General features: G+C 39.1%; 26 protein-coding genes and 1 riboswitch. Of the genes, 24 read left to right on the top strand and 2 right to left on the bottom strand.

Annotated features, from left to right (window positions below):
• The first annotated feature begins 15 nt into the window (after nucleotides 1–15).
• From zapA to Q5794_RS24280, 5 genes are all read left to right on the top strand, one after another.
• Nucleotides 16–276: a cell division protein ZapA gene (gene zapA / locus Q5794_RS24300; RefSeq protein ID WP_013059415.1), complete on the top strand. Its 261-nt coding sequence runs from the start codon at nucleotides 16–18 to the stop codon at nucleotides 274–276.
• Between the two features lie 8 nt (nucleotides 277–284).
• Nucleotides 285–830, top strand: a complete 546-nt coding sequence (locus Q5794_RS24295; protein ID WP_013059414.1) for a CvpA family protein — start codon at nucleotides 285–287, stop codon at nucleotides 828–830.
• 198 nt (nucleotides 831–1,028) lie between these two features.
• Nucleotides 1,029–2,741 carry a DNA polymerase/3'-5' exonuclease PolX gene (gene polX / locus Q5794_RS24290; protein ID WP_374988492.1) on the top strand — a complete coding sequence of 571 codons (1,713 nt, stop codon included), beginning with the start codon at nucleotides 1,029–1,031 and terminating at the stop codon, nucleotides 2,739–2,741.
• Between the two features lie 19 nt (nucleotides 2,742–2,760).
• Nucleotides 2,761–5,124, top strand: coding sequence for an endonuclease MutS2 (locus Q5794_RS24285; RefSeq protein ID WP_214984217.1), 2,364 nt, complete (start codon nucleotides 2,761–2,763; stop codon nucleotides 5,122–5,124).
• A gap of 181 nt (nucleotides 5,125–5,305) precedes the next feature.
• Nucleotides 5,306–5,713 carry a DUF350 domain-containing protein gene (locus tag Q5794_RS24280; RefSeq protein ID WP_013059411.1) on the top strand — a complete coding sequence of 136 codons (408 nt, stop codon included), beginning with the start codon at nucleotides 5,306–5,308 and terminating at the stop codon, nucleotides 5,711–5,713.
• Nucleotides 5,714–5,864: 151 nt separating this feature from the next.
• On the opposite strand, the gene Q5794_RS24275 is transcribed toward Q5794_RS24280, so the two are convergent.
• Nucleotides 5,865–6,971, bottom strand: a complete 1,107-nt coding sequence (locus tag Q5794_RS24275; protein ID WP_374988491.1) for a 5-methyltetrahydropteroyltriglutamate--homocysteine S-methyltransferase — start codon at nucleotides 6,969–6,971, stop codon at nucleotides 5,865–5,867.
• Between the two features lie 211 nt (nucleotides 6,972–7,182).
• Between Q5794_RS24275 and Q5794_RS24270 the strand changes: the two genes are divergently transcribed.
• From Q5794_RS24270 to Q5794_RS24230, 9 genes are all read left to right on the top strand, one after another.
• A complete protein-coding gene (locus tag Q5794_RS24270; RefSeq protein WP_192995651.1) occupies nucleotides 7,183–8,880 on the top strand; it encodes an AMP-binding protein in 1,698 nt (565 codons plus the stop codon).
• A 112-nt stretch (nucleotides 8,881–8,992) separates the two neighbouring features.
• A complete protein-coding gene (locus Q5794_RS24265) occupies nucleotides 8,993–9,577 on the top strand; it encodes a TetR/AcrR family transcriptional regulator (protein ID WP_013059408.1) in 585 nt (194 codons plus the stop codon).
• A 79-nt stretch (nucleotides 9,578–9,656) separates the two neighbouring features.
• On the top strand, nucleotides 9,657–10,430 hold the full coding sequence (locus Q5794_RS24260) for an enoyl-CoA hydratase (protein WP_192995653.1): 774 nt from the start codon (nucleotides 9,657–9,659) through the stop codon (nucleotides 10,428–10,430).
• 18 nt (nucleotides 10,431–10,448) lie between these two features.
• Nucleotides 10,449–11,222, top strand: coding sequence for an electron transfer flavoprotein subunit beta/FixA family protein (locus Q5794_RS24255; protein ID WP_016765685.1), 774 nt, complete (start codon nucleotides 10,449–10,451; stop codon nucleotides 11,220–11,222).
• 33 nt (nucleotides 11,223–11,255) lie between these two features.
• On the top strand, nucleotides 11,256–12,236 hold the full coding sequence (locus Q5794_RS24250; RefSeq protein WP_374988490.1) for an electron transfer flavoprotein subunit alpha/FixB family protein: 981 nt from the start codon (nucleotides 11,256–11,258) through the stop codon (nucleotides 12,234–12,236).
• A gap of 123 nt (nucleotides 12,237–12,359) precedes the next feature.
• A complete protein-coding gene (locus Q5794_RS24245) occupies nucleotides 12,360–12,602 on the top strand; it encodes a hypothetical protein (protein WP_192995655.1) in 243 nt (80 codons plus the stop codon).
• Nucleotides 12,603–12,657: 55 nt separating this feature from the next.
• Nucleotides 12,658–12,972 carry a thioredoxin gene (trxA, locus tag Q5794_RS24240; protein WP_013059404.1) on the top strand — a complete coding sequence of 105 codons (315 nt, stop codon included), beginning with the start codon at nucleotides 12,658–12,660 and terminating at the stop codon, nucleotides 12,970–12,972.
• A gap of 224 nt (nucleotides 12,973–13,196) precedes the next feature.
• Complete coding sequence (uvrC, locus tag Q5794_RS24235) at nucleotides 13,197–14,963, top strand: excinuclease ABC subunit UvrC (protein ID WP_214984220.1); 1,767 nt, start codon at nucleotides 13,197–13,199, stop codon at nucleotides 14,961–14,963.
• A 65-nt stretch (nucleotides 14,964–15,028) separates the two neighbouring features.
• Nucleotides 15,029–15,206, top strand: a riboswitch (Lysine riboswitch).
• A gap of 141 nt (nucleotides 15,207–15,347) precedes the next feature.
• On the top strand, nucleotides 15,348–16,580 hold the full coding sequence (locus Q5794_RS24230; protein WP_214984221.1) for an aspartate kinase: 1,233 nt from the start codon (nucleotides 15,348–15,350) through the stop codon (nucleotides 16,578–16,580).
• Nucleotides 16,581–16,631: 51 nt separating this feature from the next.
• Here Q5794_RS24230 and Q5794_RS24225 read toward each other — a convergent pair whose 3' ends face one another.
• Nucleotides 16,632–17,159 carry a YslB family protein gene (locus tag Q5794_RS24225; RefSeq protein WP_192995661.1) on the bottom strand — a complete coding sequence of 176 codons (528 nt, stop codon included), beginning with the start codon at nucleotides 17,157–17,159 and terminating at the stop codon, nucleotides 16,632–16,634.
• Between the two features lie 489 nt (nucleotides 17,160–17,648).
• Here Q5794_RS24225 and Q5794_RS24220 point away from each other — a divergent pair, with 489 nt between their 5' ends.
• The 10 genes from Q5794_RS24220 to Q5794_RS24175 all read left to right on the top strand — a co-directional run bounded on the left by Q5794_RS24220 (nucleotide 17,649) and on the right by Q5794_RS24175 (nucleotide 26,107).
• Nucleotides 17,649–18,257, top strand: a complete 609-nt coding sequence (locus tag Q5794_RS24220) for a succinate dehydrogenase cytochrome b558 subunit (protein ID WP_013059400.1) — start codon at nucleotides 17,649–17,651, stop codon at nucleotides 18,255–18,257.
• A 29-nt stretch (nucleotides 18,258–18,286) separates the two neighbouring features.
• Nucleotides 18,287–20,074 (top strand): succinate dehydrogenase flavoprotein subunit, encoded by a 1,788-nt coding sequence (gene sdhA / locus Q5794_RS24215; protein WP_013059399.1) that lies wholly within the window; start codon nucleotides 18,287–18,289, stop codon nucleotides 20,072–20,074.
• A gap of 3 nt (nucleotides 20,075–20,077) precedes the next feature.
• Nucleotides 20,078–20,851, top strand: coding sequence for a succinate dehydrogenase iron-sulfur subunit (gene sdhB / locus Q5794_RS24210; protein ID WP_013059398.1), 774 nt, complete (start codon nucleotides 20,078–20,080; stop codon nucleotides 20,849–20,851).
• 63 nt (nucleotides 20,852–20,914) lie between these two features.
• Nucleotides 20,915–21,364, top strand: a complete 450-nt coding sequence (locus Q5794_RS24205; protein ID WP_192995663.1) for a thioesterase family protein — start codon at nucleotides 20,915–20,917, stop codon at nucleotides 21,362–21,364.
• Between the two features lie 174 nt (nucleotides 21,365–21,538).
• The gene (gerE, locus tag Q5794_RS24200; protein WP_013059396.1) at nucleotides 21,539–21,763 is read left to right on the top strand and encodes a spore germination transcription factor GerE; all 225 of its coding nucleotides are present in this window, start codon (nucleotides 21,539–21,541) and stop codon (nucleotides 21,761–21,763) included.
• Between the two features lie 199 nt (nucleotides 21,764–21,962).
• Nucleotides 21,963–22,292 (top strand): hypothetical protein, encoded by a 330-nt coding sequence (locus Q5794_RS24195; RefSeq protein WP_251033865.1) that lies wholly within the window; start codon nucleotides 21,963–21,965, stop codon nucleotides 22,290–22,292.
• Nucleotides 22,293–22,440: 148 nt separating this feature from the next.
• Nucleotides 22,441–22,941, top strand: a complete 501-nt coding sequence (locus Q5794_RS24190; RefSeq protein ID WP_013085158.1) for a cation:proton antiporter regulatory subunit — start codon at nucleotides 22,441–22,443, stop codon at nucleotides 22,939–22,941.
• Complete coding sequence (locus Q5794_RS24185) at nucleotides 22,942–24,156, top strand: cation:proton antiporter (protein ID WP_214984222.1); 1,215 nt, start codon at nucleotides 22,942–22,944, stop codon at nucleotides 24,154–24,156. It abuts the gene before it with no gap.
• Between the two features lie 187 nt (nucleotides 24,157–24,343).
• A complete protein-coding gene (locus Q5794_RS24180; RefSeq protein WP_214984625.1) occupies nucleotides 24,344–25,087 on the top strand; it encodes an ABC transporter ATP-binding protein in 744 nt (247 codons plus the stop codon).
• 33 nt (nucleotides 25,088–25,120) lie between these two features.
• The gene (locus tag Q5794_RS24175; RefSeq protein WP_214984223.1) at nucleotides 25,121–26,107 is read left to right on the top strand and encodes an aliphatic sulfonate ABC transporter substrate-binding protein; all 987 of its coding nucleotides are present in this window, start codon (nucleotides 25,121–25,123) and stop codon (nucleotides 26,105–26,107) included.
• Nucleotides 26,108–26,116 lie beyond the last annotated feature (9 nt).

Below are 26,116 nucleotides of genomic sequence, written 5' to 3'. Positions count from 1 at the left end.
ACGGAGGATTTTCTCGTGTCAAGACAAGATAAAACACGTGCGACAGTTGACATCTTTGGTCAGCAGTACAGCATCGTCGGTAGCGAAAGTACAAGCCATATTCGACTTGTCGCCTCTATAGTGGATGAAAAAATGCGTGAAATCAGTACTAAAAACCCTTCTTTAGATATCAATAAATTAGCAGTATTAACAGCTGTGAATGCTGTACACGAATATATAAAACTGAAAGAAGATTATGAGAGACTTGAACAAAAACTTTATGGAAAAGAGGAATGACTGAGTCAATGCTTAATATCATTTTAATTATATTGCTTCTTTTAGGCTTTGTAACAGGTCTTAAAAGAGGATTTATTTTGCAGCTCATTCATATTGTCAGTTTTGCGGTTTCGTTTATCGTCGCTTATATGTTTAGTGGAGATTTGGCAAGCCGACTTCGCTTGTTGATCCCGTTTCCGGACAATATTCAGCAGCAAAGTGTCGCATCGTTTGTATTTGATTCTGGAACGATAGAAGACGCTTTTTATCGAATGATTGCATTTGCGATTTTATTTTTTGCTACTCACATTGTACTTCGCCTTGCAGGCTCTGTTTTAACGGCTTTAACCGAACTGCCAATTCTGCGCCAGTTAAATAAATGGGGCGGAGGTGCACTTGGATTCGTTGAAGTGTATATCATCGTTTTTATTTTGTTATACATTGGAGCCGTGATTCCTGTAAGTGAAATTCAAACGCCAATTCAACAGTCTTCAATTGCAATCAATATCGTACAAAATACTCCATACTTATCGTCTGCGATTCAAGATTTGTGGACTCAGTATGGTGTAATGTAATGAAATTACAATAGCTTGTTGAGAGGGTGTGTCGAAAGTGTCATAATACTTTTGAGATACCCTCTTTTTTTATCGCAGTCTGACCTGCGGTTTTCACGAGGATAAAAGTATGTCTAGATGAAAATTTGAGAGAGTACATATGTCACTCATCATGTTTTTGAAAGTTTCGTTATTATGATAATAGGCTGGTGAAAAGAGATGAATAAAAAGGATATTATTAAATTGTTAGAAACAATTGCTACATATATGGAATTAAAAGGAGATAACCCTTTTAAAATTTCTGCTTTTCGAAAAGCAGCTGCAGCGCTAGAAACGGACGAAAGAACGCTGACAGAGCTTGAGGATTTTACAAAGCTCCAAGGGATTGGAAAAGGAACGGCTGCAGTCATTACAGAGTATATGGAAACAAATGAGTCAAGCGTATTAGAAGAACTAAAGCAAGAAGTTCCTGAAGGACTTATTCCTTTGCTTAAGCTGCCGGGGCTTGGAGGTAAAAAAATCGCTAAATTATATAAAGAGCTAGATATTCGAGATATGGAATCACTGCATCAGGCCTGTATGGAAAATCGAGTGCAGGGACTAAGCGGTTTTGGTAAAAAGACAGAAGAAAAAATTATCGCTGCTATTGAAGAGTTTGGGAAGCGTCCTGATCGTTTGCCTCTTGCTTTTATGCTTCCAATAGCCGAAGAAATTTTAGAAGCTCTTAAACAGATGCATAGCATTGAGCGTTTTTCTCAAGCAGGGAGCATTCGCCGCATGAGGGAAACCGTAAAAGATCTTGATTTTATTATTTCAACAGCTGAGCCTCATGCTGTCCGTGAACAGCTAGTATCGCTGCCAAATGTGAAGGATATTATTGCAAATGGAGATACAAAAGTATCGGTAACGTTAGCCTATGAGTACGATGTGTCTGTGGATTTTCGTCTTGTAGAAGATAAAGCGTTTGCCACAACGCTGCACCATTTTACAGGATCAAAAGACCATAATGTGCGTATGCGTCAATTAGCAAAAGAACGCGGTGAAAAAATTAGCGAGTATGGCGTTGAAAATGCGGAGACAGGCGAAGTCATGACTTTTGAGTCTGAACAAGCATTCTATGAACATTTTGGGCTGTCTTTTATTCCGCCGGAACTTCGTGAAGATGGAACGGAAGTAGATGTATTTATAAAGCCTCAAACGCTTGTGACCTACGGTGCCGTAAAAGGTGATTTGCATATGCACTCCGCGTGGAGCGACGGGGCGTATTCGATTGAAGAAATGGCGGAAGCATGTCGCGCGCGAGGCTATGAGTACATGGCGATTACAGACCATTCTCAGTATTTAAAAGTAGCTAACGGTCTAACGCCTGAACGCATTCGTAAACAGCGTGAAGAAATTAATCGTTTAAACGCACAGTTCGATGATTTTACAATACTAGCAGGAATTGAAATGGATATTTTGCCTGATGCAACACTTGATTATAATGATGAAATGCTAGCTGAGCTAGATTTTGTTATTGCGTCCATTCACTCTAGTTTTTCGCAATCACGCGAAGAAATTATGAATCGCTTAAAACAAGCGTTAAACAATGTTCATGTGGATTTAATCGCTCATCCGACGGGTCGTTTGATTGGTCGCCGCAACGGATATGATGTAGATATTGATATGCTGATTGAATTAGCTAAAGAAACAAAAACGGCTCTTGAACTAAACGCGAATCCAAACCGTTTAGATTTAGCCGCTGAGCACATAAAAAAAGCCCAAGAGGCAGGAGTTAAAATTGCTATTAATACAGATGCTCACAATCTAGACATGCTAGAGCATATGGAAATTGGAATATCTACGGGAATTAAAGGCTGGCTTAAACCAGAAACGGTATTAAATACGTATAGTCTCAAAGAATTAACCGCCTTTTTAAATCGACATAAATAAGCAACAGGAGGAATCAGTTTTGCAATCACGTATTTTTCATGTACTAGAGTTTAATAAAGTTAAGGAACAGCTTCAGAAAAAAGTAGCTTCTTCTTTAGGCCGAGAAAAAGTAGCGAATTTGATTCCCTCGACTCAGTATGAAGAAGTAGTCAAATGGCAGGAAGCAACAGATGAAGCTACAACCGTGCTGCGATTGCGTGGCAACGTACCGCTAGGGGGCATTTTTGACGTTCGACCTAGCGTGAAGCGCGCTGAAATTGGGGGAACGCTAAGCTCTAATGAACTTCTTGATGTAGCAAGCACTATTTATGCTGCAAGACAAGTCAAGCAATTTATCGAGCAAGTAGTGGAAGACGAAGATTTACAGCTTTCAATTATAACTGAACATATCGAAAAACTAATGCCTCTTCCTGAGGTAGAACAAACAATTAAAATGAGTATTGATGAGAATGGTACAGTGCTAGACGGTGCAAGCGACCAGCTAAGAGGCATTCGTCAAAAACTTCGCTCAACGGAGTCTCGTATTCGCGAAAAGCTAGAAAGCCTTATTCGCTCCTCGTCTGCTCAAAAAATGTTGTCAGATGCAATTGTTACCATTCGAAACGAACGTTTTGTTATTCCTGTTAAGCAAGAATATCGCAGTGCGTATGGAGGCATTGTGCACGATCAGTCTTCATCCGGAGCAACTTTATTTATTGAGCCGCAGGCGATTGTGACGTTAAACAATGAGCTTCAAGAAGCAAAAGTAAAAGAAAAACAAGAAATTGAGCGTATTCTCATTGCTTTAACCGTTCAGGTAGCGGAAGTGGCAAATGAACTCCGTCAAAACGTGTATCTGTTAGGTGAGCTGGACTTCATGTTTGCTAAAGGGCGCTATAGCCATGAGCTAAAAGCTTCAAAACCTAAAATGAACGACCGAGGCTATATTAAGTTAGTGAAGGCAAAACATCCTCTTATCGCACAGGAAGACGTCGTTGCTAATGATATTGAGCTAGGTGATCAATATACGTCTATCGTTATTACAGGGCCAAATACCGGCGGTAAAACCGTAACGTTAAAAACACTTGGATTATTTACGTTAATGGCTCAAGCAGGTTTGCAGATTCCTGCGCTGGATGGATCGGAAATGGCTGTGTTTAAGCACGTATTTGCTGATATTGGAGATGAGCAGTCGATTGAACAAAGTTTGAGTACCTTTTCATCTCATATGGTCAACATTGTAGATATTTTACAAAAAGTAGATCACGAAAGTCTGGTTTTGTTCGATGAATTGGGAGCAGGAACGGATCCTCAAGAAGGTGCAGCGCTTGCGATTTCGATTTTAGATCAAGTATATGAAAAAGGCGCTCGCGTAGTTGCGACTACTCACTATCCTGAATTAAAGGCGTACGGCTATAACCGTGAAGGAGTGGTCAATGCTAGCGTAGAGTTCGATATTGAAACATTGAGCCCTACTTACAAGCTGCTGATTGGTGTACCGGGCCGAAGCAATGCTTTTGAGATTTCAAGACGTTTAGGTTTAAGTGCTGAAGTAATTGAACGTGCCAAAGGCTATATTGGCTCAGAAACAAATAAAGTAGAAAATATGATTGCCTCTCTTGAAGATAGCCGCCGTCAGTCTGAACACGAGCTAGAAGAAGCTGAAGAGCTAAGAAAAGAGGCTCAGAAACTTCATAAAGAATTACAGAGTCAGATTATTGAGTTTAATGAAAAACGAGATAAGCTGTACGAAAAAGCTGAAGAAAAAGCTCAAGCCACAGTTAAAGCAGCATCTGAAGAAGCAGAGAAAATCATTAGCAATTTGCGTAAAATGAGTCAAAAAAATCATGCGCTTGTAAAAGAGCATGAATTGATTGAAGCGCGTAAGCGTCTAGAAGATGCAGTTCCAACTCTTGAAAAAAGTAAAAAGAAACCGGCTGCGCCGAAAAAACAAGAGCGCACTCTTCAAGCTGGAGATGAAGTGAAAGTCTTGAGCTGGGGACAAAAAGGAACGCTTGTAGAACGAGTAAGCAATAATGAATGGCAAGTACAAATGGGAATCATGAAAATGAAGGTGAAAGAAAAAGATCTCGAATATATCAGTTCCCCAAAACCTGTAGAAACGAAGCCGCTTGCTACGGTAAAGGGAAAAGATTATCATGTAAATCTAGAACTGGATTTAAGAGGAGAGCGCTATGAAAATGCGCTGATTCGAGTTGAAAAATATATTGATGATGCTTTGTTAGCCAACTATCCGCGCGTTTCGATTATCCACGGTAAAGGAACTGGAGCTCTTCGTAAAGGCGTACAGGAATATTTGAAAAATCATCGTTCTGTTAAAAATATTCGTTTCGGAGAGGCTTCTGAAGGAGGTTCTGGCGTTACGGTTGTGGAATTTAAATAAAAGAACGCTGAAACAAAGGTGTCAGTCGATGGGCTGAACAAGCATATATGAAGATAGAAAATCCGACATGGCTCATGGACTATGCTGGGTTTTCTATCTCTTTTAAGAACGATACAAGTAAAGGAAAGAGACCTGTCAGTTCATTACGTGAAGTGTAATATAAATTAGGAGTGATGCAAAAATGAGGGATTTTTGGAAAGACCCGTATATTGAATCTGCCGCTTATTACAGCGTGGTTGTCTTGAGCATTGTCGTCTTTCTTGTTGTGTTTGAGCTCGTTACTAAGTATAAGAATTGGGAAGAGATTCAAAAAGGAAATATGGCTGTTGCGATGGCAACAGGTGGGAAAATATTTGGATTAGCTAATATTTTTCGCTATTCGATTGAGCATAACGACAATTTGTTAAGAATGCTCGGATGGGGAATATATGGGTTCGTTCTTTTACTAGTCAGCTATTTTATTTTCGAATTTTTGACGCCAAAATTTCGAATCGATGATGAAATTGAACAAGATAACAGAGCCGTTGGGTTTATTTCACTTGTTATTTCAATCGGTATGTCCTATGTAATAGGAGCAGGGATAGGATAGGAGAGAGTGATGGAGAAGTTAGCGAAAATTTTACTCGTTTTATGCGGAGTGTTTATGCTTATTGGTCTTATCTATTTATCTATATAGCTTTTCCTAACATTATGATGACAGCAAAAAAGCTGACCTTAAAGCAGGTCAGCTTTTTTAATGATTACTTCCATACGTCTTCAGCAATTGAAATCACGTGCTTTACTTTATCCCACTGCTGCTCTTTAGTAAGTAAATTTCCTTCTTCTGTAGAAGCAAATCCGCACTGGGGACTTAAACAAATTTGATCAAGAGAAACAAATTCTGCCGCTTCAGCAATTCGTTTTTTCACTGCTTCAGGATCTTCTAAATCTCCAAATTTTGATGTGATAAGACCAAGGACAATCTGAAGATCATCTCGCTTTACATGTCGAAGAGGTTCGAATCCTCCTGAGCGTTCATCATCAAATTCTAAAAATAGTCCATCTACGTTTAACTGACTGAAAATAGCTTTTGACGCATTTTCATAACCGCCGCTTGCTGTATAAGTAGACTGGAAATTCCCTCTGCAAATATGCATTGTAATGACCATATCGTCTGGCTTATGCGCAATGGATTCATTGATAGCATCCGTAAAAAGTTTCAGTAATTCTTGGGGCGTGAAACCTTTTGAAGCGATTTGTTCTTGTCCTTTTTCTGAGAAAAAGACTGCCCACGCAGTATCATCTAACTGTAAATAGCGGCATCCGGCATCATAAAATGCTTGAATGGCTTTTTGATATGTGTTAACTAAATCAGCAAAAAATACATCGGTATCCGAGTAAGCAGACTCTTCAATATGACCTCTGAAAAACAGCATATTAGGACTTGGAATGGTGAACTTAGCTACGTGTTCCTTTCCAGCAGCTTGATGAAGAAATTTATAATCTTCAATCATAGGGTGGTGATTAAAATCTAGTTTTCCAGTCACTTTTATACCGTGAGCTTTTGTTTGGACCCCGTGAAACTGAATTCCCGCCTCTGCTTCGTAAAGTTCTACGCCAACAAGCTCTGACAGAAAATCAAAGTGCCACCACGCACGGCGAAACTCACCGTCTGTGACGGCTTTTAATCCAATTTGCTTTTGCTTTTCTACGAGCTTACGAATTTCTTCATCTTCAATTGCTCGAAGCTGTTTCTTTGTCATTTCCCCGTTTTCCACTTGTAATCGTGCTTGCTTGATACGCTCGGGACGCAAAAAGCTTCCAACGTGATCTGCTTTGAACGGTCCTTTAGTCAATGTTGTTGTCAATTCATACAGCTCCTTAAAAAAATCTAATTTTTATATATACAAAAAATTCGGATAATGTACAGGAGTAAAATCCAATTTTTATTTATTACGCTGCAGGATGAAAGAGTGATTAGGTAGGAAAGAGAACATTCAATAACGATTGCATCTAAAAAAAGAATGAACTATAATTTTAATTAGAAAATTCTAATTTTTTATTTTTTTGAGGGAGAGGATGCGTGTGGAATCCACCGAAAAGATATGGCTTTCTCAATATCCGGATGAAATACCTGCTAGGCTTCATTATGAACAAAAAAATTTAGCACAGCTTTTTGAAGAAGCAGTTCAAAAGGATCCTAAAAAAAGCGCAATCTATTTTCTAGGGAAAAAAATGACGTTTTCCCAGCTGCATCAAGATTCTCTGAAGCTGTCGTCTTACCTTATTGAACTGGGATTAAAAAGAGGGGATAGAGTAGCCATTATGCTTCCAAATTGCCCTCAAGCTGTCATTTCCTTTTATGCTGTTCTTCTTGCCGGAGGAGTAGTCGTTCAAACAAACCCTTTGTATACGGAAAGAGAGTTAGAGTATCAGCTTAATGATTCAGAAGCGACCATGATTATTGCACTCGATTTGCTATATCCGCGTGTAGTAAAAATGAAAGCGTTAACAAGGATAAGGCACGTAGTCATCACCTCTATTCAAGATTATCTCCCATTTCCCAAAAACATAATCTATCCATTTATTCAGCGCAAGCAGCAGAAGATAAACGTGGATGTGAGTCATACGGAGACTACTCATTTATTTAAACGTATTATAAATGAATCCTCTCCCGCAGTATGTAAAGCTGAGCGAATTTCAGACGAAGATATCGCGATTTTACAATACACCGGGGGAACAACAGGTTTTCCAAAAGGAGTCATGCTTACTCATAAAAACTTGGTAGCCAATGCAACGATGTGTTCACATTGGTTATACCGCTGCAGGCATGGAGAAGAAAAAGTGCTTGGAATTATCCCATTTTTTCATGTGTATGGTTTAACAACGGTTCTTGTTCTATCGGTTTTGCAAAACTATGAGATGGTTCTTTTGCCTAAATTTGATGCAAAAACGACGCTCAAAACCATTCATAAGCAGCAGCCTACTTTATTTCCAGGTGCTCCGACAATTTACATTGCATTATTAAACCATCCTGATTTAGCAAAATACAACCTATCTTCTATTGATTCATGTATGAGCGGTTCGGCTCCACTTCCTGTGGAAGTGCAGGAGCAGTTTGAAAAGCTCACCGGAGGTAAACTAGTGGAAGGATATGGATTAACGGAAACCTCTCCTGTTACTCATGCTAATTTTCTTTGGAAAGAGAGAATACCAGGAAGCATTGGAGTGCCTTGGCCAGACACAGATGCCAAAATTCTCTCGTTTGAAACAGGTAAAGAAGCTGCTGTAAGCGAAGTAGGCGAAATTGCGGTTAAAGGTCCTCAGGTAATGAAAGGATATTGGAAGCAGCCTGAAGAAACGGAGGCTGTTATGCGAGACGGATGGTTGCTAACAGGTGATGTTGGCTATATGGATGATAAAGGTTATTTTTATGTAGTAGATCGGAAGAAAGATATTATTATTGCCGGGGGATATAATATCTACCCTCGAGAAGTTGAAGAAGTATTATATGAGCATGAAAAAATTCAAGAAGCTGTAGTGGTGGGTGTTCCTGACCCCTATAGAGGAGAAACGGTGAAGGCTTACATTGTATTAAAAAATGGTGTAAGATGTACTGAAGAAGAGTTAAATGAGTTTTCTAGAAAGTATTTAGCTGCTTATAAAGTTCCGCGCCTTTATGAATTTCGAAATGAGCTTCCCAAAACAGCGGTCGGTAAGATTCTGCGACGAGCGCTGATTGATGAAGAAAATGAAAAGCATAAAAAGGCGACGTAATCGATCGTCGCCTTTGATTTTTTTACTGAAACATAATTGACAGATACTTGCGGTTTCTTTATTATAAAGATATGAATGAATAATCATTCATATTTTAAAGGAGCGTATAAGATTGAGAAGAAATAAGCCAAAGTATAAACAGATTATCGATGCAGCTGTAGTAGTAATAGCAGAAAACGGATACCACAATGCTCAGGTTTCTAAAATTGCTAAGCAGGCTGGAGTTGCAGACGGTACGATATATTTATATTTTAAAAACAAAGAAGATGTCTTGATTTCCTTGTTTCAAGAGAAGATGGGACAATTTGTAGAAAAAATTTATGAAGAACTGGCGGGAATTGAAACCGCGGCAGAAAAACTTCATGTGTTAATTGACAAACATTTTTCGTTTCTAGCGGAGGATCATCATTTAGCTACAGTGACACAGCTCGAACTGCGTCAATCGAACAAAGATTTAAGATTGAAAATTAACGATGTATTAAAAGATTATCTGACTCTCATTGATTCTATTTTGCAGACAGGAATCGAAACGGGTGAGTTTTCTGAAAATATAGATATTCGTCTTGCGCGACAGATGATTTTTGGAACGATTGATGAAACTGTCACAACATGGGTAATGAACGATCATCGATATGGTCTAATAGAATCGGTAGATAAAGTCCATTCCCTGCTGTTAAACGGCTGCAGCGGCTCATAATCGTAAGTGAGCCTGCTGCTCCCCTGCGAGGGGAAAAGCGCAAGGTAATGAAAATAGAAAGAAAGGGTGGCGTAAACAAATGGAGATTATCCAGGTTGAAACTGTTGATGCAATAAGCTTCATTACGTTGAATAGACAACCTGCTAACGCTTTGTCTCAAGATTTATTAAAAGATCTTTCAAGTGTTTTAAAACATTTAGAAGATAGTAAAGAGACAAGGGTTATCGTCATTAAAGGTGAAGGGAAATTCTTTTGTGCCGGGGCTGATATAAAAGAATTCACATCACTTCAGCAGGAAAAAGAATATGAGAAGCTTGCTGTTAACGGTCAAGGGCTCTTTGAGTATATTGAAAATTACCCAAAACCAGTTATTGCAGCTATTCATGGCGCTGCTTTAGGCGGAGGATTGGAGCTTGCTATGAGCTGCCATATCCGTTTGGTAACGGAAAATGCTAAGCTGGGCTTGCCTGAGCTTCAGCTAGGAATTATACCAGGGTTTGGAGGAACTCAGCGATTGCCTCGTTATGTAGGAGTTCATAAGGCTTGTGAGATGATGCTGACAAGTGATCCAATATCCGGAAGCGAGGCAGTGGAGTTAGGATTGGCAAATGCAGCTTTTGAAGAAAGTCAGCTTATCAATGAAACATTTTTACTTGCTAGAAAAATTGCCAAAAAAAGCCCAATCTCTGTTAAAGCTACCTTGCAGCTGCTTCAGCATGTAAAAACAGATGCTTACTACAGCGGCATTAAAAAAGAAGCGCAGTTTTTTGGAAGCGTATTCAAAAGCCGGGATGCTCAAGAAGGCGTAGCCGCTTTTATTGAAAAGCGCCAGCCTAAATTTTTAGGAAAATAAGCTTAGGAGGGGAATTGAATGAATATTTACGTGTTAGTAAAAAGAACATTCGATACAGAGGAGAAACTTTCCTTAAAAAATGGTCAAATTGTTGAAGATGGGGCTGAATTTATTATTAATCCTTACGATGAGTATGCAGTTGAAGAAGCTATTCAGCTAAAGGAAAAGCATGGCGGGGAGATTACGGTCGTGAGTGTAGGAGGGGAAGAGTCAGAAAAAGAACTCCGAACAGCTTTGGCTATGGGAGCAGATAAAGCGGTTTTAATCAATACGGAAGATGACATAGAAGATGGCGATCAGTACACGACTTCTAGGCTGCTGGCACAGTACTTAAAAGAACAATCTCCTGACTTGATTTTGGCAGGAAACGTAGCGATTGACGGAGGTTCGGGCCAAGTGGGACCGCGCGTAGCAGAACAGTTAGAAATCCCTTATATTACGACGATTACAAAATTGGATATCGAAGGTGAAAAAGTGACTGTTGTACGCGATGTGGAAGGCGATTCTGAGGTTATCGAAACGTCGCTTCCTCTTTTAGTAACAGCTCAGCAGGGACTTAACGAACCTCGCTATCCATCTCTTCCAGGGATTATGAAAGCGAAGAAGAAACCGTTGGTTGAAGTGGAATTGGATGATTTAGATTTAGATGAAGATGATGTAGAAGCAAAAACAAAGACAATTGAAATTTATTTGCCTCCGAAAAAAGACGCAGGACGCGTATTACAAGGAGATATAAAAGATCAAGTGACAGAACTGGTCAATTTACTGCATAAAGAAGCAAAAGTCATTTAATAAGTTAAAAGTCAAAACAATGGGGGTATTGCAATGGGACGCAAAGTGTTAGTTCTAGGAGAAGCACGTGATGGGGGATTACGAAACGTATCGTTTGAAGCGATTTCCGCGGCGTCTACTGTAGCTGACGGTGGGGAAATTGTTGCAGCGTTAGTAGGAAAGGACGTAAAAGCTTTAAGTGAAGAGCTTATTGCGTACGGAGCGAATAAAGTTGTTGTGACGGAGCATGAAGATTTAGCTGCTTACACATCGGATGGTTATGCTCAGGCGTTATTAGCCATCATTGAAAGTGAACAGCCTGAAGCTATCGTATTTGGCCATACGGCTCTTGGCAAAGACCTAGCGCCAAAACTGGCAGCTCGCTTAGACAAAGGACTTATCTCCGATGTGACGAATGTAGAAGTTGGAGGCGATCAAGTAGTCTTCACCCGCCCAATTTATTCTGGTAAAGCATTTGAAAAGAAAATCATGACCGATGCTTTTACGTTTGTCACCATTCGTCCAAATAATATTTCACCGCTTGCAAAAGACGAGGGACGTACAGGCGATGTAGAGGAATTAAATGTTGAAATCAAAAACCTGCGTACAGTTGTAAAAGAAGTTGTACGGAAAGCAACGCAAGGGGTTGATTTATCCGAAGCAAAAGTCGTGATTGCAGGTGGTCGAGGTGTAAAAAGCACGGAAGGCTTTGGACCTCTCCAAGAGCTAGCGGACGTGTTAAATGGAGCTGTTGGAGCATCTCGCGGAGCGTGCGATGCAGATTACTGCGACTATTCTCTTCAGATCGGTCAGACGGGCAAAGTAGTCACACCAGATTTATACATTGCCTGCGGAATCTCAGGAGCCATTCAGCATTTGGCTGGCATGTCAAATTCAAAAATTATTGTTGCCATTAACAAAGATCCTGAGGCGAATATTTTTAAAGTAGCTGATTACGGAATCGTTGGAGATTTATTTGAAGTGGTGCCTCTTCTAACAGAAGAATTTAAAAAGCTGAAAGTACAGTCTGCGTAAGAGGCTGGGACAAAAGTATTTTAGACGAAGTGAAAAACGAACCATTGATCAAGATGTTTGATTAGTGGTTCGTTTTTTTGTTGAGGTAAACGTAGGTTTCATGTGTGTGGGTCGTTCTAGCAGTTGATTGGAGGGCAAGGCGAAGACTCGCGCGGAAAGCGAAGTCTTGCACAGAAATCAACTGCGGTGTCACAAGCGGTTCAGCCCTTGTATACTATTTGTTCTTCTTTAGATGGGATTCATTTCGTTATGTCTCAACCTCACGGAAAACGAAATTTTCTACGTATGTTTTTATGTGAATTGTACAAACTAGAGCGGAGAATAAACAGTATAAATGTAAGCAAAAAGTTAGCAAACCTTATTTGAAGGTGATATACTGTGAGTAGAATTTGGATATTGCATATATTTAGGAGGAATTAAAATGGCTATTGCACATGCTACAGATAAAAACTTTACAGATGAAATTAAATCAGGCCTAGTGCTTGTTGACTTTTGGGCCCCATGGTGTGGCCCTTGTAAAATGATTGCTCCAGTTCTTGAAGAAATCGATGGCGAACTTAACGATAAAGTTAAAATCGTGAAAGTAGACGTTGATGAAAACCAAGAAACGGCTGGAAAATTTGGTGTTATGAGTATCCCAACTTTAGTATTATTTAAAGATGGAGAGAAAGTTGACCAAGTAGTTGGTTTCCAACCAAAAGAAGCATTAACAGAATTAATTAATAAACACGCGTAAGTCAAAACCTAGCTCAGGCTAGGTTTTTTCTTTTTCTCCACTTTTTCTCTTTTGGTAATACTTTTATTTAGCGAATATGCGTTCGTTTGTTTTATACTAGATGTAAGGAACACCGCCATAAATCCGGCTTATGTGCATGTATTGTAAGGCAGGAAAGAATGTAGGTTACGCTTCATAAGCGAATGTATAGATGGACAGAGTAAGAGAAGAGGAAGGAGAAAAATATGAACGATTATTTAAAAGAAAAGCTGGCTATTTTACCGGATCAGCCCGGCTGTTACTTGATGAAAGATAAATATGGAACGGTCATTTACGTAGGAAAAGCAAAAGTATTAAAAAATCGAGTGCGCTCCTACTTTACCGGATCTCATGACGGAAAGACGCTGCGACTTGTAAACGACATTGTCGATTTTGAATATATCGTCACATCTTCTAATTTAGAAGCGCTTATTTTAGAAATGAATTTAATTAAAAAGCATGATCCAAAATACAATATCATGCTTAAAGATGATAAGGGCTATCCCTTTATTAAGATTACAGCTGAAAAACAGCCCCGGCTTGTTATTACAAGAAAAATAAAAAAAGATAAAGGGAAATACTTCGGTCCTTATCCTAACGTTCAAGCTGCAAATGAGACAAAGCGGCTTCTTGACCGCATTTATCCACTAAGAAAGTGCTCTACCATGCCAGACAGGCCTTGTTTGTATTACCATATCGGGCAATGTCTAGCTCCTTGCGTAAAAGAAGTAAAAGAAGAGCAAAACAAACAAATTATTGAAAATATCACGCGGTTTTTAAATGGTGGATATGAGCATGTCAAAACAGAGTTAACTGAAAAAATGTTAAAAGCTTCAGAAGAACTTGACTTTGAACGGGCTAAAGAATATCGAGATCAAATTGCTCATATCGAAGCGACAATGGAAAAGCAAAAAGTAACGTTTAATGATTTTGTTAATCGAGATGTGTTTGGCTATTCTTATGATAAAGGCTGGATGTGTGTTCAAGTTTTCTTTATTCGCCAAGGGAAATTAATTGAGCGAGAAGTTTCTATGTTTCCTTTTTATAAAGAGCCAGAAGAAGATTTCTTAACTTTTATCGGTCAGTTTTATGCCAAAAATATTAAGCCAAAAGAAGTGATGGTTCCAGCAACGATTGATGCAGAGTTGGCTGAGAAATTAGTAGAAGTAGAGGTTCAGCATCCAAAGCGAGGCAAAAAGAAAGAATTAGTAGAACTTGCGTGTAAAAATGCAAAAATTGCGCTCGGTGAAAAATTCTATTTAATTGAACGAGATGAAGAGCGCACGGTTGGCGCAGTTGAACGGTTAGGAGAAGAGCTTGGAATTGCCGCTCCTTATCGGATTGAAGCATTTGATAATTCAAATATTCAAGGAACAGACCCAGTTTCTGCGATGATTGTTTTTGTTGATGGGAAACCGGAAAAGAAAGAATATCGCAAATATAAAATTAAGACCGTAAAGGGACCAGATGATTACAGTTCCATGAGAGAAGTAGTTCGCAGACGGTATTCCAGAGCGTTAAAAGAAGGTCTTCCGCTTCCAGATTTAATTGTTGTAGATGGAGGAAAAGGGCATTTAGCTGCAGTACAGGACGTTCTCGAAAATGAATTGGGACTTTTAGTGCCTACAGCAGGTCTTGTCAAAGATGATAAGCACAGAACCTCCAACCTGATGATTGGTGAGCCTCCTCAAATCATACCGCTTGAACGCAATAGTCAAGAATTTTATTTGCTTCAGCGAATTCAAGATGAAGTTCACCGCTTTGCGATTACCTTCCACCGTCAAGTGCGCTCTAAGTCCGCTTTCCAGTCCGTTCTGGACGACATTCCGGGAGTTGGAGAAAAGCGTAAAAAAGCCTTGTTAAAGTATTTTGGTTCGGTGAAAAAATTGAAAGAAGCAACGGTTGAAGATATTCGAAATTCAGGTCTTCCTCAAAACATTGCTGAAAAAATTTATGAAACATTGCAAAAATAGTCTTGAAATAATAGAAAATATTTGATAAGCTATTAACTAATTTCATACGACACTTCATCAAATGAAGTGAAGATAGAGGTGCAAATTTAATCAGTACGTATCAGGAAGGGTATGAGCTCTTATGAATGATGCGGAAAGGGAAATTTGCCGAAGTGAACATTACCTCATAGTAATGATTGCTGGTTCTGCGTTGAATAAACGTAGGATTGTCAAGATGTAGATTCTTGGAGAGCTATCTCACGGCAGTGGACGGTTATGTTTTATAATTTTCGTTCGTTAAGCAATGAGAGCTCATCTCATTGCTTTTTTTATTGTCTGAGTAAAAAAATTTAGCTTCTCATCATCCTGCATATGCAAATTTATTGAAAAGGAATGAACAAAATTATGGCATTAATCGTTCAAAAATTTGGTGGAACATCTGTTGGTTCTGTTGAACGTATCCAACATGTAGCAAACCGTGTTATCCAAGAAGCAGAGTGCGGTAACCAAGTAGTTGTTGTTGTATCGGCAATGGGCAAAACTACAGATGCACTGGTGAAATTAGCAAGTGATATTACGGACAGTCCAAGCAAACGCGAAATGGATATGCTTCTTACAACTGGAGAACAAGTGACGATTTCCCTGTTAACAATGGCTCTTCAATGCAAAGGGCATGAAGCAACTTCGCTAACAGGTTGGCAAGCTGGTATCCAGACGGAAGCAGTTCACAGCAATGCACGAATCCAGCACATTGACACGACTCGTATTCAAAGCCAATTAGATAGAGGTCAAATCGTGGTAGTAGCTGGATTCCAAGGCTGTTCAGAAGATGGAAGCATTACAACATTAGGTCGAGGCGGCTCTGACACGACGGCAGTAGCTCTTGCCGCAGCATTAAAAGCTGCAAAATGTGATATTTATACAGACGTAACAGGAGTGTTTACGACAGATCCGCGCTATGTAGAAGATGCTCGTAAGCTTCACTCTATTTCATATGACGAAATGTTAGAATTAGCCAATTTGGGAGCAGGGGTGCTGCATCCGCGCGCTGTTGAGTTTGCAAAAAATTATCAGGTACCGCTAGAAGTGCGTTCAAGCTTAGAAAACGAGAATGGAACGATTGTTGAGGAGGAAGTTTCAATGGAACAAAACTTAGTCGTAAGAGGAATTGCGTTTGAAGATAATATTTCACGGGTGACAATTGAAGGGTTAAACAACGAGTTGCAAACTCTTTCTACTATTTTTACAGCATTAGCAAAAGAACAGTTAAATGTGGACATTATTATTCAAAACGTAACGGCTAATAATCGTCTCTCTATCTCATTTTCTATTAAAACCGTAGACGTAGACGCCGCTCTTGCCGTCTTAAAAGAGTATAAATCTACTTTAGGATATACGCGTATTGAACATGAAAGCGGTCTAGCTAAAGTATCAATTGTCGGCTCTGGCATGATTTCTAATCCAGGCGTTGCAGCCGAAATGTTTGAAGTGCTGGCAGGAGAGAAAATTGAAGTGAAGATGGTCAGCACGTCTGAAATTAAAGTATCTACAGTTGTACCGCACGCTGATATGGTAAAAGCTGTTGAGACGCTTCACGTAGCATTTGAATTAGAAGAGCAGCAAGCAGTGCAAGTATAAAGAAGAGAAAAAAGACGTGGTATCTCCACGTCTTTTATATATACGTATTTCCTACTTTTTATAACGCTCCGCGCGTGTTTCAGTAGGTAAAATATCTTTTCGGTCCCACTGCACGGAAATCAGCACTTTTCCGTTCTTTTCTTTATGTGTTAAGTAGGCTTCTGTTAGGCAGTTGTTTTGACGCTGAATCTGTTCAGCCACAAATCCTGACTCAAGATGAAACGAACAAGTTTCCTGCTGAAATCTTTTTCTGACCACATCACCTGATAACTCAAGCTCTAGTGAATATTTATCTTTTTTTGCAAGCGTCAGTGTTCCCCAGGAAGCTGCTTTAAAAAAAGCGACGATTTCATCCATTGTATTTAATGGGTATTTCCGCGCAAGGTGTTTTCCTGCCCAGTATGAAATGGTATTCGTTTCGTCTCCAAGAAGCTCTGGAATTAACACGTCACGCAAAAGGCTGTATCCGAAATATGAAACGTGATCAAGAGTTCTCTCTGTTTCAGCTGTGACATTAGGTTCTGATGTTTCCATCGTCTCTTCAAGTTCTTGCTGTGATTCTGTTTGTAAATTGCTCATGCTTTCCCCTCTTTCTTTACTACTATTATATACAAATCTAAAAAACCTCTCACGCATTTTTTTAATAAAATGTAAGAGGATCTTTATTATGGTAAAAAGAGTTAGATATAAAGATAAAAAATCCATAATATACCTCTTAAAAGGGTACTTTTACCTGTGTAAATGTTTTGTGAACTTGTTTACAATAAAAGTATAAAGTAAACGCTTACTTAGTTGTGGCAAGCAATATTATAATAGAAAGAAAAAATCTGTAACATCAATATAGTAAGCGTTAACAAATATAAAATTTTATAAATTTATATTTTATAGAAGATTTAAATATCTTGCCTTGACGCTCTTAATCGATGGGAGTAAAATTAACCTGTCACATACTTTATTAGGAAATGCAAAGGTTTTCATTTCCTATATTCACGATTAATCTATTTGTCTAGTGGGAGTAAGAAAGTTCTTCACAAACTATGTTCATTTAACTAAGGGGGGTCTACGCAGATGGCGGCAAACAGAGAGTTTCAATATCGGAGAATCCATTCATTACTTGGGGTAATACCAATCGGGATTTTCTTAACACAGCATTTAGTTGTGAATCATTTCGCGACAAAGGGAGAAGAATCATTTAATCAAGCAGCTCACTTCATGGAGAGCTTACCTTTCCGCTATGCTCTAGAAATTTTCATTATTTTCTTACCAATCGTTTTTCACGCAATATACGGTCTTTACATCGCATTCACTGCTAAAACAAACGTTAACAACTATGGGTTTTTCCGTAACTGGATGTTTATACTTCAGCGTGTTTCAGGTGTAATCACACTTATCTTCATCACATGGCACGTATGGGAAACCAGAATACAAGCTGCGCTTGGAAAAGAAGTAGATTTTCAAATGATGGAACGAATTTTAAGCAACCCGGCAATGCTTGCATTCTACATAGTTGGTGTTGTATCTACGATCTTCCACTTTGCAAACGGTCTATGGTCATTTGGAGTTAGCTGGGGGTTAACTGTAACGCCACGTTCTCAAAGAATTTCAACTTATGTGACATTAGCAATCTTCTTAGCACTTACATTTGTAGGTGTTCGTACATTATTCGCATTTGCATAAAATTAAGGTTTTGAAGGAGTGGGGTTCCGATGAGTAACGGAAAAATCATCGTAGTCGGTGGCGGTTTAGCTGGCTTGATGGCAACAATAAAAATTGCTGAGTCTGGCAAGCAAGTAGATTTATTTTCACTAGTTCCGGTAAAAAGATCTCACTCAGTTTGCGCGCAAGGTGGAATCAACGGAGCCGTAAATACGAAAGGTGAAGGGGATTCACCATGGGAACACTTTGATGACACAGTGTACGGCGGAGACTTTTTAGCCAACCAGCCACCTGTAAAAGCAATGTGTGAAGCAGCTCCTGGTATTATTCACTTACTTGACCGCATGGGTGTTATGTTTAACCGTACTCCTGAGGGTTTGTTAGACTTCAGACGATTTGGCGGGACGCAGCATCACCGTACGGCTTTTGCTGGAGCAACAACGGGTCAACAATTATTGTACGCATTAGATGAGCAGGTTCGTCGCTATGAAGTTGCCGGACTTGTGACAAAGTACGAAGGATGGGAATTCTTAGGTGCTGTTCTTGACGATGAGCGCAGCTGTCGCGGAATTTCTGCACAGAATTTAAAATCAATGGAAATTAAAACGTTCCCAGCTGACGCGGTTATTATGGCTACAGGTGGACCTGGAATTGTTTTTGGAAAATCGACGAACTCAGTTATTAATACAGGTTCAGCGGCATCTATCGTGTATCAGCAAGGTGCATACTATTCAAACGGAGAGTTTATTCAAATTCATCCAACTGCTATCCCAGGAGATGATAAGCTTCGTCTTATGAGTGAATCTGCTCGTGGAGAAGGCGGACGCGTTTGGACATATAAAGACGGTAAACCTTGGTATTTCTTAGAGGAAAAATATCCTGCATACGGTAACTTAGTACCTCGTGATATTGCAACTCGTGAAATTTTTGACGTCTGCGTAGCGCAGAAGTTAGGAATTAACGGAGAGAACATGGTTTATCTGGACCTTTCACATAAAGATCCAAAAGAGCTAGACATTAAACTTGGAGGTATCATCGAAATCTATGAAAAATTCATGGGCGATGATCCGCGCAAGGTACCAATGAAAATTTTCCCAGCCGTACACTATTCAATGGGCGGTTTATGGGTGGATTACGATCAAATGACAAATATTCCTGGCTTATTCGCAGCTGGTGAGTGTGATTATTCACAGCACGGAGCGAACCGTTTAGGAGCAAACTCATTATTATCAGCTATTTATGGTGGTATGGTTGCCGGTCCTAAAGCGGTTGAATACATCAATGGTTTAGAAAAGAGCGCAGATGCTATTTCTTCAAGCGTATATGATCGTCATGTGAAAGAAGAAGAAGAGAAATGGAACAATATCATGAATCTTCAAGGTACAGAAAATGCATACGTTCTTCATAAAGAGCTAGGGGAATGGATGACTGACAACGTGACAGTCGTACGATACAATGACAAACTGTTAAAAACAGATGAAAAGATTCAAGAATTAATTGAACGCTATGATCGTATTAACATTAATGATACGGCTAAATGGAGTAATCAAGCGGCAACATTTACTCGTCAGCTGCAAAACATGCTTCAGCTTTCACGTGTTGTAACGCTAGGAGCTTACAACCGTAACGAAAGTCGCGGTGCTCATTATAAGCCAGATTTCCCAGATCGTAACGATGAAGAGTTCTTAAAAACAACAATGGCATCTTTTGTGGATAAGAAAACGGCTCCTTCTTTCCATTATGAAGAGGTAGACGTATCGTTAATCAAACCGCGTAAGCGCGACTACACAAAGAAAAAAGATGAAAAACCAAAAAAACAACAAGAGGGGGTTCGTTAATCAATGAGTGAACAACAAACAGTCCAAAAGACAGTGCGCTTCATTATTACACGTCAAGATTCAGCTGAATCTGCTCCTTACAATCAGGAGTTTGAAATTCCGTATCGTCCGAATATGAACGTTATTTCAGCACTGATGGAAATCAGACGTAACCCTGTTGATGCTTCAGGTAAAGAGGTTGCTCCGATAAACTGGGAAATGAACTGTTTAGAGGAAGTATGCGGAGCCTGTTCAATGGTCATCAACGGTAAACCTCGTCAGTCATGTACGGCTCTTGTTGACAAACTAGAACAGCCAATTCGCTTACAGCCAATGAAAACATTTCCTGTGGTTCGTGACTTGCAAGTAGACCGCAGTCGTATGTTTGATTCACTAAAAAAAGTAAAAGCCTGGGTTCCAATCGATGGCACATACGATTTAGGTCCAGGACCGCGTATGCCTGAAAAGAAACGTCAGTGGGCGTATGAGTTATCCAAGTGTATGACATGTGGCGTTTGCTTAGAAGCTTGTCCAAACGTAAACGACAAGTCAAACTTCATCGGTCCAGCACCGCTTTCTCAAGTTCGCTTGTTTAATGCCCATCCAACCGGTGCGTTAAATAAAGGAGAACGTTTAGAGACGATTATGGGTGATGGAGGACTAGCGAACTGCGGGAACTCTCAAAACTGCGTTCAATCATGTCCAAAAGGAATTCCATTGACTACTTCAATCGCAGCTTTGAACCGCGATACAACAATTCAAGCATTCAGAAGTTTCTTTGGTAGCGATCAAGTATAATCACTCAAAACCTCTCCGCGCGGAGAGGTTTTATTTTGTCTATGACGAACGGAGGAAATACAGATGAATAATATTTCATATATTGAAGACATGGATCATTGGAAAGAGTCATTTTCGTTTAAGCAGGAGATCAAGGTAAGATTTTCGGAAACAGATATGTTTGGGCATTTAAATAATACGGTTCCTTTTGTTTATTTTGAACAAATACGTACGGAATTCTTTCACCATATTGGCTTTATGCAAAAGTGGACGAGTGAGCATGAGGGAACGATACCGGTGGTGGCTGATTTGCAGTGCGATTATGTCAAACAAGTGTATTTTGGCAACGTGCTATCTGTTTTTGTAAAAGCTCATAGAATTGGACGTTCGTCGGTTGATTTACACTATATGATTCAAAATAAGCAAAGAGAGGTTGTACTCACCGGGAGAGGAACAATGGTGCAAATTTCTAAAGAAACAGGAAAAAGCGTCCCTTGGAATGAAGAGATGAAAAGGTGTTTATCAAATATATGAAAATGGCTTGAAGGCTCTTTCTTCAGGCTTTTTTTCTTTTTTAAAGGTAAAAAAGAGTTTTTTGCATATTTTTTCTAAAACTAGTAACCGCGTAGGCATACCGCACATAAGATATGTTGACTAAATTTACACCCATCCGATAGTTCAACTCAGGATCAGGCAAGGAGGGTTACATTGAAAGAAAAAGAGTTTCAACCTAAACCGCTACTTACAAAGCGTGAACGAGAAGTATTCGAGCTTTTAGTACAGGACAAAACAACAAAAGAAATCGCGAGTGAACTATTCATTAGCGAAAAAACAGTTCGAAATCATATTTCTAATGCGATGCAAAAGCTTGGAGTCAAGGGGCGTTCTCAAGCAGTCGTAGAACTCCTTCGAATGGGAGAACTTGAACTATAACATGAGCTGGCTTTCTTCTTAGAAAGCCAGCTTTTTGTATATTTTTTAAGTGTCGCATACATATCTAAAAAGAATAACGTTAAGAAAATATTATAAAAAAGGTAAATCTTTATAAAAAAAACTTATTGCTTGAAATTGAATTTCAGAGTACGTATACTTTTAAGTAAGGAGATACTAGTCCAGAAGAAAGAGAGGTGAGATGATGAAAAATGTATGGATGAGCTTATTGTTGTGCATGATATTCTGTTTGCCTTTTGCGAGTTTGCCAGATAAATTTATTGATAACGATTTTGAAAAAGTGAAGGTCACAAAAAGTGCGGTTCAGCATTACACGGATATCGTGCACATGTCTCCAGGAGCTAAGCACAGCGTCAAACAAATAGGATCTCTCATACAAAGTGTGATAGTAACTTTTGCTTTAATATGGATGAGTGCCAAACTCATCATTCCGACGCATCAAATTGCGTATTTTATCCTCAAGAAAACACTTTTTTATCCAAAAATCTTTCAATCAAGTTACCTCAATTAAATAAAAAAGGTTGAAATTTCCACAGCCTTTTCTTCAAACCTAAAATTACCAACTATTCTTAGGCTTATTTGCTATGCGGATTTTCTATGCAAATAACGCGGCAAAATTAAAAAATTCTTTTTAAAAACTTTATAGGAGTGGTCATTCAATGATGATTAAAGAAACGGAGTTACCAGGAATCGGCCGTAAATTTGAAATTGAGACAAGCGGAGGAAACCGCGTAGTCGTTATCATTCATGATGATGGACGACGTGAAATCTACCACTTTGATCAAAAAGATTTAGAAGAAAGCATTTTTGACATTACGTTAACAGATACGGAATCAAGACAGCTAGCTGCAATTTTAGGCGGCATGATTTACAAGCCAAAAGCAATGGAAACCATTGAAGTGGCATTCAATGACTTAGTTATTGAATGGTACAAAGTTGAAAAACAGGCGAAAGCTCACAGCAAAACAATTGGTGAAATTGACGTTCGCAGCAACTATGATGTCACTATCATCGCCGTCATTAAAAACACGCAAAAAAAATTATCCACCCCAGGACCAGATACGTTAATTGAAGAAGGAGATACGCTTGTCATCTCTGGTGAAAGAGGAAATTTAAAAACGCTCATTAAAGAATTGCTTTCACAAGGAGGTAGTTCATAATTGGATCATTTAGTATTTGAAGTTGGGACAGCTTTGTTACTAGTCGCTTTAGCGGCTATACTAGCACATAAATTTAAATTTACGATTATTCCATTCCTCATTCTGCTGGGCATGGCGGTCGGTCCCCATGCTCCTGAGTTTGGCTCATTCAGTTTAAAGTTTATTGAAAGCCAAGAGATTATTGAATTCATGGGGAGAATTGGAGTTCTCTTTTTACTCTTTTATTTAGGATTAGAATTTTCAGTTGGAAAGCTAATTAAATCAGGTAGGTCCATCGCGGTGGGAGGATCTATTTATATTTTAATTAACTTCACTTTAGGATTATTGTATGGATATCTGACAGGAAAGCCTCTTCTTGAAGTGCTGATTATCGCTGGAATTATTACGATTTCGTCCAGCGCAATTGTCGCAAAAGTATTGGTTGATTTAAAACGAACAGCGAATCCAGAAACGGAACTGATATTAGGGATCATCATGTTTGAAGATATTTTCTTAGCCGTGTATCTTTCTGTCGTTTCAGGGTTGGTACTTGGAGACCACGGATCGCTTGCTGGATCTTTAACATCTATTTTAATTGCGTTTGGCTATATGATGCTGTTCTTTATCATTGCTCGAAAAGCCACGCCGCTACTAAATAAACTTTTAAATATTTCATCAAACGAAATCTTTATAATCGTCGTTTTTGCGGTATTGTTTTTTGTGGCAGGCTTCTCAGAAACAATTCACGTGGCAGAAGCAATTGGTGCGTTATTGCTTGGACTTGTATTTTCTGAAACGGAACATCGCGATCGTATTGAACATCTTGTCGTACCGTTTCGTGATTTCTTTGGAGCTATCTTTTTCTTCAGCTTCGGGTTAAGTATTGATCCTCTCACGCTGTGGGATGCAGGATGGCTTGCGCTTGGCGCAGTTGCGCTTACGATCATTGGTAACTTTACAGCCGGTATGATTTCAGGAAGAAAAAGCGGGCTGTCACACAAGGCCTCTACCAACATTGGGTTAACGATTATGTCACGAGGCGAGTTTTCGATCATTATGGCTAACATTGGAATTGAAGGAGGATTATCCGCAATTCTTCAGCCATTCGCCGCGCTTTATGTATTGATTTTAGCTATTATTGGCCCTTTGTTAACGAAGGAGTCTAAGCATATATACGGATTTTTAAACTCAGTATTTAAATGGAAAAAGCCAAATCCTCAAGAATCAAAAGGATAAAATATATAAAACACAGTTGACAAATCGGATTAATATGATAAAATTCAAAATAATCCAATAACAAATCAGTTAAATATAGCAACGGGCTGATCGGTCAACCGAAAGCTCCTACCTTTTTCAGGTAGGAGCTTTTGTGTTTTTAGATGAACGAGTTTTTGATTTAAAAATTCAAGGAGGAGGAATTGCTGTGAGTGTTGTCATTCAATCTGTTAACCGCTCATTTCAAAAAGGAGAACAGGTAACTCAAGCATTGCGAAATGTAAATCTTACGATTAATAAAGGTGAATTTATCACCGTTATTGGTCCGAGCGGGTGCGGAAAAAGTACACTGCTTAAAATGATTGCAGGACTTGATATGGATTATGAAGGGCGTATTGAAATCAACGGGAAGTACATAGTCGGACCTAGCATTAAACAAGGAATGATCTTTCAAGAACACCGCTTGTTCCCTTGGCTTAATGTGGAGCAAAATATAGCGGCTGACTTATCGCTGAAAGATTCGAACGTTCGGCGCCGCGTAGATGAGTTAATTGATATTGTCAGGCTGAAAGGATTTGAAAAAGCTTATCCTCGAGAACTATCCGGTGGGATGTCTCAACGAGTTGCTATTGCGCGTGCTCTTTTAAGAAATCCAGAAGTTTTATTGTTAGATGAACCGTTTGGTGCGTTAGATGCTTTCACTCGCACTCATTTGCAAGATGTGCTGCTAGACATATGGAAAAAAGAAAAAACAACCATGATTTTTGTTACCCATGATTTAGATGAATCCATTTACTTGGGGACTAAAATTGTGATTATGAGTGCCAGACCAGGAGAAATTAGCCGGGTCGTTCCAGTAGAAATTAGTTATCCCCGAAAAAAGACAGAACTACCATTTCAGCAGCTAAGGCAGCAAGTACTGAAAGAATTTGAAGAAGCAGGAGAACATTAAAGATTCAATAAGACAGAGAAGGAGACAGAACAGATGAAAAAGCTACTTTTAACTGCAGCTATTGTACTTGTTCTCGCATTGGCTGGGTGCGGGACGAAAGAAAAAGCGAGCGGAGAAGATTCAAAAAACGTTACGATTAATATTGGTATCCAACAAAGCTTAGGTCCTTTAATGCTAGCACAAAACCAAAAATGGTTTGAAAAAGAATTTAAAAAAATAGGTGTAAATGTTAAATGGACAGAGTTTCAAAGCGGACCCCCGCAATTTGAAGGTTTAGCATCTGGACATTTGGATTTCGGCCAAGTTGGAAATTCACCGGTTATTTCTGGTCAAGGCGCAGACATTCCGTTTTTAGAAATTGCTAATTCCAGCGACGGGTTGAAAGGAAATGCCATTTTAGTAGGGAAAACCAGCAAGATTAAAAGCGTAAAAGGTTTAAAAGGTAAAAAGATCGCGGTTGCGAAAGGAAGCAGCGGTTTTAATTTATTGTACAGAGCTCTTGATCAAAATGGGTTGAAACCAAGTGATGTAAAGATTATTCAACTTCAGCCAGACGAAGCTCAGCCAGCATTTGAAAATGGGTCAGTGGATGCATGGTCAATCTGGGAACCGTTTATCTCACTGCAAAACTTAAAAAATGAAGCTTGTATTTTAGCAGACGGCGATTCATTAAAGGTTGCTTCACCAGGTTTTACTATTGTAAGAGAAGGCTTTGCAAAAGATCATCCAGAGTTAGTCGTTAAGTTTTTACAAGTTTATCAAAAAGCGCTTGAATGGCAAAACGAACATTTTGAAGAATCTGTGGATATTTTAGCAAAACAAAAAAATCTAGATAAAGACGTAGTAAGGCAAGTGTTAAAAAATAATCCTGCCTATAATCGCCCAACCTCTAAGGAAATTATTGCAGAACAACAGCGAACAGCTGATTTTCAACAATCTTTAGGCGTTATTAAAAAGAAAATTGATACTGGAGATGTCGTTGATAATTCATTTATTGAAAAAGCATTAAAAGAAAAATGAGGTGATGAA

Origin of the sequence: Priestia megaterium, assembly GCF_041941685.1 — a bacterium.
Lineage (GTDB): Bacteria > Bacillota > Bacilli > Bacillales > Bacillaceae_H > Priestia > Priestia megaterium_C.
Note: the sequence above shows the minus strand (reverse complement) of the source record. Positions and strands in the feature narration are given on the sequence as shown.